The organism is Maritimimonas sp. 2205BS37-2, assembly GCF_056591755.1.
The window spans coordinates 178,402-190,554 of record NZ_JBWQOI010000002.1; the positions used below are offsets into that span (position 1 = coordinate 178,402).

Annotated in this window: 9 protein-coding genes and 1 tRNA gene; 6 read left to right on the top strand and 4 right to left on the bottom strand. The window is 33.7% G+C overall.

Features of this window, described 5'->3' with window-relative positions; translation table 11 throughout:
* Positions 1-106: 106 nt before the first annotated feature.
* Both rho and AC1EUU_RS08215 read left to right on the top strand, forming a co-directional pair.
* On the top strand, positions 107-1,735 hold the full coding sequence (gene rho, locus AC1EUU_RS08210; RefSeq protein WP_480200934.1) for a transcription termination factor Rho: 1,629 nt from the start codon (positions 107-109) through the stop codon (positions 1,733-1,735).
* 118 nt (positions 1,736-1,853) lie between these two features.
* Positions 1,854-1,926, top strand: a tRNA-Met gene (locus AC1EUU_RS08215).
* A gap of 67 nt (positions 1,927-1,993) precedes the next feature.
* On the opposite strand, the gene AC1EUU_RS08220 is transcribed toward AC1EUU_RS08215, so the two are convergent.
* Positions 1,994-3,031, bottom strand: a complete 1,038-nt coding sequence (locus tag AC1EUU_RS08220; protein ID WP_480200935.1) for a LacI family DNA-binding transcriptional regulator — start codon at positions 3,029-3,031, stop codon at positions 1,994-1,996.
* A gap of 156 nt (positions 3,032-3,187) precedes the next feature.
* On the opposite strand from AC1EUU_RS08220, the gene AC1EUU_RS08225 reads away from it, so the two are divergent.
* The 4 genes from AC1EUU_RS08225 to nagB are packed head-to-tail and all read left to right on the top strand — an operon-like array spanning position 3,188 to position 9,003.
* On the top strand, positions 3,188-4,288 hold the full coding sequence (locus tag AC1EUU_RS08225) for a mevalonate kinase family protein (RefSeq protein ID WP_480200936.1): 1,101 nt from the start codon (positions 3,188-3,190) through the stop codon (positions 4,286-4,288).
* Between the two features lie 6 nt (positions 4,289-4,294).
* The gene (locus AC1EUU_RS08230) at positions 4,295-5,197 is read left to right on the top strand and encodes a sugar phosphate nucleotidyltransferase (RefSeq protein WP_480200937.1); all 903 of its coding nucleotides are present in this window, start codon (positions 4,295-4,297) and stop codon (positions 5,195-5,197) included.
* A 31-nt stretch (positions 5,198-5,228) separates the two neighbouring features.
* On the top strand, positions 5,229-7,064 hold the full coding sequence (locus AC1EUU_RS08235) for a sodium:solute symporter family protein (protein WP_480200938.1): 1,836 nt from the start codon (positions 5,229-5,231) through the stop codon (positions 7,062-7,064).
* A gap of 13 nt (positions 7,065-7,077) precedes the next feature.
* Complete coding sequence (nagB, locus tag AC1EUU_RS08240; RefSeq protein WP_480200939.1) at positions 7,078-9,003, top strand: glucosamine-6-phosphate deaminase; 1,926 nt, start codon at positions 7,078-7,080, stop codon at positions 9,001-9,003.
* Positions 9,004-9,030: 27 nt separating this feature from the next.
* Here nagB and AC1EUU_RS08245 read toward each other — a convergent pair whose 3' ends face one another.
* The 3 genes from AC1EUU_RS08245 to AC1EUU_RS08255 are packed head-to-tail and all read right to left on the bottom strand — an operon-like array spanning position 9,031 to position 12,126.
* Positions 9,031-10,053 carry a UDP-glucose--hexose-1-phosphate uridylyltransferase gene (locus tag AC1EUU_RS08245; protein ID WP_480200940.1) on the bottom strand — a complete coding sequence of 341 codons (1,023 nt, stop codon included), beginning with the start codon at positions 10,051-10,053 and terminating at the stop codon, positions 9,031-9,033.
* A 4-nt stretch (positions 10,054-10,057) separates the two neighbouring features.
* Positions 10,058-11,227: a galactokinase gene (gene galK / locus AC1EUU_RS08250; RefSeq protein WP_480200941.1), complete on the bottom strand. Its 1,170-nt coding sequence runs from the start codon at positions 11,225-11,227 to the stop codon at positions 10,058-10,060.
* 17 nt (positions 11,228-11,244) lie between these two features.
* Positions 11,245-12,126: an aldose epimerase family protein gene (locus AC1EUU_RS08255; RefSeq protein ID WP_480200942.1), complete on the bottom strand. Its 882-nt coding sequence runs from the start codon at positions 12,124-12,126 to the stop codon at positions 11,245-11,247.
* Between the last annotated feature and the right edge of the window lie 27 nt (positions 12,127-12,153).

Genomic DNA, 12,153 nt, shown 5'->3' on the forward strand with positions numbered 1-12,153 from the left:
AGAACTTCTTTACAAGATACTACATACAATTCAAACCATTTAATTTATCAATTAAAATTTAACAAAAGGATTATTCCTTAATTACTAACCTCATTTTACATAACGAATGTTTGAAATTGAAGCATTAAAAGAGAAAAAGCTTCCTGAATTACAGGAAATTGCCGAAAAAATAGGTGTACCTAAATTTCGTCAGTTAAAAAAACTCGATCTCGTATATCAAATACTAGATGTACAGGCCGCTAATCCTACCCAAACCAAAACTGAGCAGCCTAAAAAACAAAAACCACAGCGTAAACGCATTTCAAGAAAACCAGCTGAAACTGCAAAGCCTAAAGAAATCGTTGAAAAAGTAGCTGAAAAACCTAAAAAGGAAACTCCTGCAAAAGAAGAAAATAAGCCTACCGAGCAGAAAATAGAAAATAAGGAGCCGCAAAAAGAAAATAAAGGATCGCAGAGAGATAATAAAGGTTCACAAAGAGAAAATAAAGGACCGCAAAGAGACAATAAGGGACCACAAAATAGAAACCAAAGCCACGGGCAACATCAAAATAAAGAGCATAAGAATCAAAAAGGAAATAATGGTAAGCGCCATGCAAAATATCGTGATCCAGAATTTGAGTTTGACGGAATTATCGAAAGTGAAGGCGTTTTAGAGATTATGCCAGATGGTTATGGATTTTTAAGATCTTCTGATTATAACTATTTAAGTTCTCCTGATGATATATATGTATCGCAATCGCAAATAAAATTATTTGGTTTAAAAACCGGAGATACGGTTAGAGGAAATGTTCGCCCTCCAAAAGAAGGTGAAAAATACTTTCCATTAATTAGAGTATCTTTAATTAACGGCTTAAACCCAAGTATTGTTAGAGACCGTGTAGCATTTGAACATTTAACTCCTTTATTCCCGAAAGAAAAATTTGATCTTGCCGAAAGAGGGAGCTCAACATCGACAAGAATTATTGACCTTTTTTCACCTATTGGTAAAGGACAACGTGGTATGATTGTTTCTCAGCCGAAGACAGGTAAGACCATGTTATTAAAGGATATCGCCAATGCCATCGCCGCAAATCATCCAGAAGTTTATCAAATTGTATTATTGATTGACGAACGACCTGAAGAGGTTACCGACATGCAACGCAATGTTCGTGGTGAGGTAGTAGCATCTACTTTTGATGAGCCGGCAGAAAAACATGTTCGTGTAGCCAATATTGTTTTAGAAAAGGCAAAGCGCCTAGTTGAATGTGGGCATGATGTAGTAATACTATTAGATTCAATTACACGACTTGCACGAGCGTACAATACCGTTGCACCTGCTTCTGGTAAAATATTATCGGGTGGTATCGATGCAAATGCATTACATAAACCGAAGCGATTCTTCGGAGCCGCTCGAAAAATTGAAAATGGAGGATCACTATCAATTATTGCAACCGCTTTAACTGATACTGGTTCTAAAATGGATGAAGTTATCTTTGAAGAGTTTAAAGGTACTGGTAATATGGAGTTACAATTAGATAGAAATATTGCCAATAGAAGAATTTATCCTGCTGTTGATCTGGTAAAATCTAGTACACGAAGAGACGATCTGTTATTAGATGAAAAAACCATTCAACGTATGTGGGTATTGCGTAAATATTTAGCTGATATGAACCCTATTGAAGCGATGGAATTCATTAGTGAAAAGATTAAATACACGCAAAATAATCAAGAGTTTTTGGTTTCCATGAATGGATAATCTATAAAAATTACTAATTCAAATGTTTGAAAGTCAGGTATTCTAAATATCTGGCTTTCTTTTTTGTATTAAAATTTGCATTAGATGTGTAAATATATGTATATTTGCCGCTCGATATCGCGGGATAGAGCAGTAGGTAGCTCGTCGGGCTCATAACCCGAAGGTCACTGGTTCGAGTCCAGTTCCCGCTACTAGAAAAAAGCTTTCAGGTTTCTGAAAGCTTTTTTATTTTCACGCAGTTATATACTTCAAAATAATTTAATCACTCATATACGTATCAATATTCGCAGCATTGATAATATCTATAGGAAGTAACTGCTCTTTCGGTATAGGTTTATTAAATAAGAAATGCTCTGAAAGATAATTAAGCGCTAGAAAAGTTTGCCGTTTCGGATTTTGATGAATTAAAAAATCTATAGTCCCTTGTTTCAAGCAATTTATATTTTGCTCTAAAAGGTCATATCCAATTATTTTTATATTAGAATGAGAACTATTCTTTAATCTTCCTGCAACTTCATATGCCTTGGAGGTTGACACAAGAATGCCGGATATTGCAGTATCTTTTAATAAGCTATTGATACTACTCTTAATAGTACTTTTTTTTGTTTTAATCGTTTTTATTCGATACGTTTTTAATGGCTTAAAATAATCCCTAAACCCTTTTTCTTTCAACTGCATATGTGTTGAATTATTAAATTTTTCGTCGATGTGTAGTATTAAAAGGCTTTTAGAACTCAAGTTCATCATATGAAATAAACTGGCGGCTATTTTTCCACTTTTATACAAATCTTGCCCTACAAAATTCGAAGCACCGATTGATTCGACTTTATTATTAAAAACACTTGTAATAATTCCCTTTTTGTGATACTCACTTATGGCTTTTGTTGCTTGCTTTGAAAACAATGAAGGTAAAAGAACTCCATTGGGGTTTAAACCAATCACTTTTTTATGTGCTTGTAAAAAAGAGGAAACCTCACTCGGATTAAAATAAATACATTCTATAAAAACTCCTAAAGGTTTAAATGCTAACGAAGAGGCATGAATTCCTTCAAGACTTTGCTCCCAATAGCTATCTTTTTTGGGATCTGGAAGTAAAACACATATATGGAAATTCTTATTATTTTTCAGATTCCTGGCAATCAGGTTTGGCTGATAATCAATTTGCTTTAAAATATCTTCAACGGCCTTCTGAGCTTTTTGAGAAACCTTTCCCCTATTGTGCAGTACTCTATCTACGGTTCCTTTTGAGACACCCGACAGCTCTGCTATATCTTTAATTGTATAATTCTTTTTCATAATCCATTCATATAAAATGCGAATCTAAACATTTAGCTTTTGACAAAGATAATTTTAGAATTTGAAAAAAAGATATTAAAATTTGTGTGTTCGAACACACTTTATTATGTTTGCATTTTAATTATTAACTTGATTCAAAATATTTAGTGCATTAGAATGGAAAAAAAGATAATTACTTCAATAGCTCCCGGAAGGACTTGTTTATTCGGTGACCATCAAGATTATTTAAATCTACCGGTTATTGCATGTGCAATAGATAAGTACATAGAGCTTGAAGCAATTCCCAACAACACCTCTAGATTCCATATAAAAATGCTCGATCTTAATGAGGTTCAAACAATAGAACTTGATGATTCTCTTGAAAATGTTAAAGGAGATTTTTTAAGAGCAGCATTAAAAGTTTTAAAACGTTATGATTGTTTTCCTAATAAAGGATATGATATTAGTATAAAGAGCGACATTGTTATTAATGCCGGTATTTCAAGTTCTTCAGCTTTGATCATTTCGTGGATAAATTTTCTACTGAACGCCTATGGATGCAATCAAGAAGTGACTCCAGAGTTTGTCTCTCAGATTGCCTATTTAGCCGAAGTCGTTGAGCAAAATTCTTCTGGGGGCAAAATGGATCAGTATACCATTGGTTTAGGCAATATCATTTACTTAGAAACCGGTGATGAGCTGGTTTATGAAACATTTGACAAGAGCATTCCAGGACTAATCATAGGCGAATCGGGTATTCCAAAAGATACTGCTGGTGTTCTTAAGGATTTAAAGGAGAAAGCCTGGTTAGCTATTCATAAAATTAAAGAAATTAACAATGATTTTGATTTAAGAAATGCTCAAAAGCGCGATTTAAACAAACTCCTTAATTATTTACCAGATGATTTAAGCCCTTATTTATATGCGGCCATTTCCAATCATGATATTACACAAAGAGCACTTTTAGAATTTAAAAAGGAACATTTGAACTTATCTGTTATAGGTAATTTAATGAACGAACATCATCAAATTTTAAAAGATATTTTAAAAATAACGGTGTCAAAAATTGATAACATGATACAGGCTGCATTGCAAGCGGGAGCTTATGGAGCAAAAATAGTAGGGTCCGGTCGAGGAGGTAGTATCATTGCTTTAGCTCCCGAAGGAAAAGAACAAACCATAATCGATGCCATATTATCTGCTGAAGCACAAAATGCTTATAAGGTTAAGGTAGCTAAGGGAGCTCGAATTATAAATAATTCACAAGTTTTAATATAGAAAATAATGCATGACAATTTAATCATATTAGCCGGAGGTGCTTCTTCAAGAATGAAAAAACAAGGAGGTACTGAAAATTTATCTGAAAAAGAGATTGCCCAAGCAAATGAAAGAAGCAAAGGTCTTATTGGTGTAGGTCCTCATGGCAGACCGCTACTAGATTATCTTTTATATAATGCTCAACTTGCAGGGTATAAAAATGTATACATTGTAATAAGTGAAAAAGGAGAACTATTCAAAGAATTTTATGGAAAGAAAAATAAAGGAAATACTTTTCATAATCTTACCATTTCCTTTGCAACTCAATATGCTACAAACAATAGAATAAAACCCTTTGGCACCGCTGATGCTTTATATCAAGCGGTGAAGCAATTTCCTGAACTCAACAAACAACATTATAGCGTTTGTAATAGTGATAATTTATACTCTAGTGAAGCATTATGTGCATTAAGAATAACCAATTATGATAACGCATTTATAAGTTATTCTCGTGATGCCCTTAATTTTCCGCCAGAAAAGATATCGCGCTTTGCTTTAGCAAAATTAGGTGAAGACAATCTCCTTTTAGATATTATTGAAAAACCCAATCAAAATCAAATTGAGAGTTATAAAGATCTTTCGGGCAAATTAAGAGTAAGCATGAATGCTTTTAAATTTAACGGATCTAAATTTTATGATTACTTAAAAAATTGTCCGATAACTCCAGAAAGAGATGAAAAAGAATTACCAACTGCTTTATTGAATATGGTTAAGGATTATCCGAATTCAGTAGCCGGAATTCCTTTTTCTGAACATGTACCAGATTTAACAGCTAAAGAAGATATTAACGCTGTAAAAGAATATCTCAAAAATAATTTTTTAACAGAACTTAATTGGTATGATACTAAGTTATTAAGAACAACTCAATAAAAAATTATAAATAGTATACAACATTGGTAAAATGATTTCACTAAGCACCCTAGATTATGCAATAATAATAACATTTTTCACTATTACTCTAAGTATTGGGGTTTGGGTTTCTAAAAAATCAGGTAAAAGTACTTCAGAGTATTTTCTCTCTGGACGAAATATGCCCTGGTGGTTACTCGGAATTTCTATGGTAGCTACTACATTTTCTACCGATACACCAAATTTAGTAACCGATATTGTTAGAACCAATGGTGTCTCTGGCAATTGGGTTTGGTGGGCATTTCTTTTTACTGGCCTTCTTACGGTTTTCGTCTACGCAAAATTATGGCGAAAATCAAATGTAATGACAGACATGGAGTTCTATGAATTAAGATATGGAGGAAAGCCAGCAAAATTTTTACGCGCTTTTAGATCACTCTACCTAGGCTTAATCTTTAACATCATCACATTAGCCGCCGTTAATTTAGCTGCCATAAAAATAGGAGAAATAATGCTTGGGCTCTCTCCTATTGAAACATTGTTAATTGGTGGTGTAATTACAGTGATTTTTAGTGCCATTGGTGGATTTAAAGGTGTTGTTTATACCGATTTCTTGTTATTCTTCGTTGCCATGGGCGGTGCCGTTGGGGCAGCTTATTTTCTAGTGAACATCCCTGAAGTTGGTGGTATACAAGCAATGATGGCTAATGAGCATGTCGCAGATAAACTTTCAATACTACCAGATTTTAATGATACGAACACTATAATTACCCTTCTTATTATTCCTTTAGCCGTTCAATGGTGGAGTTCTTGGTATCCAGGAGCCGAGCCTGGCGGTGGGGGTTATATCGCACAGCGTATGTTAGCTACAAAAAATTCGAATCACGCCATTGCATCAACATTCTTTTTTAATATCATGCATTATGCAATTCGTCCTTGGCCATGGATTTTAGTAGCCTTAGCATCGCTAGTAGTTTACCCAGATATTGCAAGTATTCAAGAAGCCTTTCCAAATATCTCTCCAGATAAATTAGGAAATGACCTGGCCTACTCAGCTATGCTTACAAAATTGCCAAGTGGCCTTCTAGGTTTAGTACTTCTCTCATTAGGTGCTGCGTACATGTCTACTATTTCTACACAATTAAATTGGGGGTCATCGTACATTGTAAACGATTTCTATAAACAGAAAATAAACCCAAAAGCTACAGAAAAACAATTGGTATCAGTTGGTAGAATATCTACCGTAATGCTAATGGTTCTAAGTGCAATTGTAGCATTAACTCTTACCAATGCAAAACAACTTTTTGATATTTTACTGGAGTTCGGAGCTGGAACAGGACTCGTATATATTTTAAGGTGGTTTTGGTGGCGAATTAATGCTTGGAGTGAAATTTCGGTAATGTTCACCGCTGCAATAGTTAGCCTCCTTCTAAATTTAACTTCTTTAGGTAATTTCCTCTTTGGTTACATCAATGAAACAGGAGGACAAGTTGAAGGTATTTTCCCCGGTTGGTCAAAACTTATCGTAATTGTACTAATTACCACTTTCGTATGGATACTTGTTACATTACTTACCAAACCCGAAAAGAAAGAAGTGCTCTATAACTTTTATAAAAAAATACAGCCAGGAGGTCCTGGTTGGAAGAAGGTAATCAAAAAAGCAAAAAGTGACAACTTAACTATCGTATTAACCAATGAAAAATGGAGTGTGCCAGCCGGAATAACAGCTATGCTTTTAGGCTCCGTTTTTATTTATAGTTCGATGTTTGCCACGGGCTACTGGATCTATGGTAAAACCATTAAGGCTGTATTTCTAACAATCTTAGTAATTGTCTCAGGGTATCTATTAGCACTTGTGTGGAAAAGAATAAAGTCAACAGTTTTATAAAAATAAAGTAGAAATGATTTTAGAATCAACAAAAGTAATGAAGGGAATTAACTATCAGCGTGCAGGCCAGTTTGAAGATACACGTTTTGAGAAAATTCATAATGTCGTTTTTAAAAACTCTAAAGAAGGGTCTATTACTGTAGCCCATGAAATAGCCAATTTAATCAAAGAAAAACAAGCTAAAAATCAGAATTGCATCTTAGGGTTGGCCACTGGCTCATCACCTATAAAAGTGTATGAAGAACTTGTTCGATTGCATAAGGAAGAAGGGTTAAGTTTTGAAAATGTAATTACATTTAATCTGGATGAATATTACCCAATGGATAAAGATAATATTCAAAGCTACTATTACTTTATGCATGAACATCTATTTAATCATATTGATATCTTACCTGAAAATGTTCACATTCCAAACGGTAAAATAAGTACTGAAAACCTTTATGAATATTGTGTTACATATGATTCAAAAATTAAAGAAGTCGGCGGATTAGATTTTCAGCTCCTTGGCATCGGTAGAACGGGACATATCGGTTTTAATGAACCAGGTTCTCATCACAATTCTGGAACTCGAATCATTACACTAGACCATGTTACACGAGTTGATGCTGCTTCAGACTTTTTGGGTATTGAGAATGTTCCAAGAAAAGCCATAACTATGGGAATCGCTACAATAAAGGCTGCCAAAAGAATTGTTTTACTTGGTTGGGGGCAACATAAAGCATCCATTTTAAAAGAAACCATTGAGGGAAAAATATCTTCAGAAGTTCCAGCGACCTATTTACAAGAACATCATAATACCACCTTTATCTTAGATGTAGAAGCTTCCTCTGAATTAACCAGAAATAAAACACCTTGGCTGGTAGGTTCTCCAGAATGGACCGAAGAGCTCAAAAGTAAAGCTATAGTTTGGCTATGTGAGACAACCAAAAAAACAATTTTAAGCTTAACAGATAAAGATTATAATAACCATGGAATGGCAGATCTATTATCGCAAGAAGGATCTGCTTATGACATGAATCTTAAAATGTTTAATAAGCTACAACGTACAATCACCGGCTGGCCTGGAGGAAAACCAAATTCTGACGATTCGAATAGACCAGAAAGAGCCCATCCTTCTAAGAAAAAAGTCATCATTTTTAGTCCTCACCCTGATGATGATGTAATTTCAATGGGTGGTACATTTGATAGATTGGTTGAACAAGGCCATGATGTTCATGTAGTTTACCAAACTTCAGGAAACATAGCCGTATCGGACCAAGAGGCCATTAAGTTTGCCGAAATTGCAAGTACATTAGGAGCTACGAACGGAAAAGAACTATTAAACAATCTTAATGAGAAAAAGGAAAACTCAATAGATAGCGAAACGGTTAGAGCATTAAAAGGCCTGATCAGAAGAGGAGAATCTTACGGAGCAACAAGGTACTTGGGATTAAAAGATTCTAATGTTCATTTTCTTGATTTACCGTTTTATGAAACCGGAACTGTCAAGAAGAATAAACTTTCGGAAATAGATATAAGCATTATGTGTTCAATTATCGGAAAAATACAACCACATCAAATTTATGCCGCAGGAGATTTAGCCGATCCTCATGGCACACACAAGGTGTGTTTAGATGCCTTATTCAATGCGTTAGAACAATTAAAAGATGAGGCATATATGAAAGATTGTTGGGTATGGCTTTATAGAGGCGCTTGGCATGAGTGGGATATTCATGAAATTGAAATGGCTATTCCTATGAGTCCGGACCAGGTTTTGAAAAAAAGACATGCTATTTTTTTCCATCAATCGCAAAAAGATGGTGTTATGTTTCAAGGAGAAGATACTAGAGAATTTTGGATGCGAGCAGAAGAAAGAAATAGGGAAACTGCTGAAAAATATAATTCATTAGGTTTGGCAGATTATGCAGCAATGGAAGCCTTTGTAAGATGGAAAATGTAATTCATTCAGTGTTTAAATTTAATACACCTACTTGATTAGCTCTTTAAGCATTTTACAAGCTTTTTCTGCGGTAATGTCACGTTGCGGCATTCCAAACATTTCATAACCAACCATAAATTTCTTTATCGACGCGCTTCTTAATAATGGAGGGTAAAAACTCATATGCCAATGCCAGTGAGAATTATTTTCAGCATTGGTTGGAGATTGATGAATGCCAGCAGAATATGGAAATGATATATTAAATAACTTATCATATGCCTTAGTTATAATTGAAATAGCTTCTGCATACAATAAAACATCTTTATCATTCATCTGCGTAATATTTTCTTGATGTTTCTTAGGAATAATCATGGCTTCAAATGGCCAGACTGCCCAAAACGGAATTAACCCAACAAAACTATCATTCTCAAATAAAATGCGCTCTTGGGCTTCTATTTCTTGGGTTATATAGGTTCCCAATAAAGAACTATTGTTTTTTTGATAATAATTTCTTTGTTGATCATCTTTTTTTATTACTTCATTGGGCAAACTAAATTGACTCCATATTTGTCCATGAGGATGCGGGTTGCTACATCCCATTGCCGCTCCTTTGTTTTCAAATATTTGGACACATTCTATATTAGAGTCACTACCTAATTCGGTATATTCTTTTTGCCATACCTTAATTACTTTACCGATATCTTTTACATTCATATCTGGTAGACTTTTAGAATGATCTGGACTAAAACACACTACTTTACATCTCCCGCGTTCACTTTTAGCTTTTAAAAGTCCTTTGTTATAATTAAAATCTAAAGCATCGTAAACTAAGGCAGCAAAATCATTTGTAAAAACGAATACATCTTGATAATTAGGATTTTTTTCTCCATTAGCTCTTATATTTCCCTTACATAAATAACAGTTTTTATCATAGGAGGGGCGTACGTCTTTAACTATATCTTCTTGTTGTCCTTGCCAAGGTCTTTTAGTTCTATGCGGAGAAACCAGTACCCATTCTCCTGTTAAAATATTATATCTTTTATGGGAGCTTTCTTGTAAATTAGATTCCATATCGTTAAAAGTGTTTACGAACTCTATAAGTTCCATTAGACAAGCGTACTGTAAAAGGAGTACATTCGGTATTAAACTTTGCATAAAAGGCCGAAGAAACCTTCTTACCAAATTCTATAGATTTTCCTTTCTCAACCAAATTAATGGTACATCCACCAAAACCTCCACCCATCATACGAGATCCAATTACATTTGGTGACATTTTAGCCTGTTCAACTAGAAAATCCAATTCCTCACAACTTACTTTATATTGATTTTGAAGGCCTAAATGAGAGCGAAATAATAGCCCTCCCAATTCTTTGATATTATTTGATTTTATTGCCTTTACAGCATCTAAAACACGTTGGTTCTCTTCTATTACGTAAAGGGCTTTTTGAAATTCGTCTTCAGTAATTCTATTTTTTACCTCAAAAAGACTGTTTATTGTGGCATCTCTTAATTTGGAAATCCCCATTAAACCTGCAACTTTTTTACCAACTTCACGAGTTTCGTTATAAGGGTTCTCTGCCAAATTATGTTTAACATTACTATTTATAAGTAACAATTCGTAATGTTCAAAGTTAATTTCATATGGAATTGATTCTAGTGTTCTACAATCTAATAAAAGTGCATTATTCTCTTTTCCAAACATACTTGCATATTGATCCATGATACCACATTGTACATTTACATAATGATGTTCTGCCCTTTGAGATATTAATGCCATTTCCATACGTGTTAATCCAAGATCAAAAAATTCATTTAATCCGAAAACTACACTGTTTTCTAAAGCTGCTGAAGACGATAGGCCAGCCCCACCAGGAACATTACCCGCAAAAACAATATTAAAAGGGCCAAGTTTATCTTTTAGCTTCTCTTTCGTTTGTATTTCATGAATAACTCCTAAAATATAATTTCTCCATGCGCCATCTTTTATTGGAGCAACTTCATTCAATTTAAACCTATATGATGCATTTTTATTTAACGCATAAATAGTACATTGGTCAGAATTGCTTTTTTCAATTGCTAAAGCAATACCCAAATTAACCGCAGCTGGGAAAACAAATCCATCATTATAGTCTGTATGCTCTCCTATAAGATTCAATCTTCCGGGAGAAAAAACCATCAAAGGAATTTTTTCAAACTTATCTATAAAAACTTTTTTAGTTTTAGAAATTAGGTCTTGAGTTTTCATACTTATCATCACTTTGGTTAACTAACCAACTCTATTTGCCAGCTAACTTTATATTCTTTATTAGGCGCCAATTTTTTTAAATTAATTTGATTATTAAATGCATTGGCAGGTGCCGTTAATGGCTCTATTGAAACTCTATTCGCTTGATTAATAGTATAGATTTGCAAATAAGTATTTTTAATTGAAGATTTGAGTTTTAGTTTATAATCTGGATTTAAAAAATCAATTTGATTTGTACTTAACAAATAACAATCGTCAAAATGACTTTGTCCTAAATTTATTTGTACGGATGTCGGGTTACAAACTTCTTCTCCAATAGGTACCAGTTTTTCATTAAAAAGGATTTTCTTTAAAGCATTAAAGCTAATGGTACTGGATTCCATATGTGTACAAACAAAATAAGGATGCCATCCTAGAGAAAAAGGAAATTCTTCAGTGTCGTTATTATTTACGGTAATAGCTAGTGTAATACCCAAATCCGATAAGGTATACTTTGCATAAATGGTATATTTAAATTTATAACCTTGATCAAATCCTTGACTAGAATATTTTAGCATTACCATTGATTTTAGTTTTGTGGCGCTGTAAGTCACCAATTCAAACTTCTTATTATAAACACATCCATGAATAGCGTTTTTACCATTACGCTCGTTTTGATTTAAATAATGCTTTTTACCGTTAAAATTATAGGCTCCTAACTCAACTCTTCCAACAAAAGGAAAGAGAATTGAAGACTCAAACGTTCTATCAAAATCAAGAGCTGTGTTTTTAATTATTTGTTTATTTTTTATAGTTAAATCTTTAAGTCTTGCTCCTTCGTTTAAATCAATTTTCGCACAAGTTCTCTTATTTATCCCGTATAATTCAACAGCGCACACCTGTCCTTTACTGTCTTTCAACAATTTTATTTTAAACAATTTATTTTC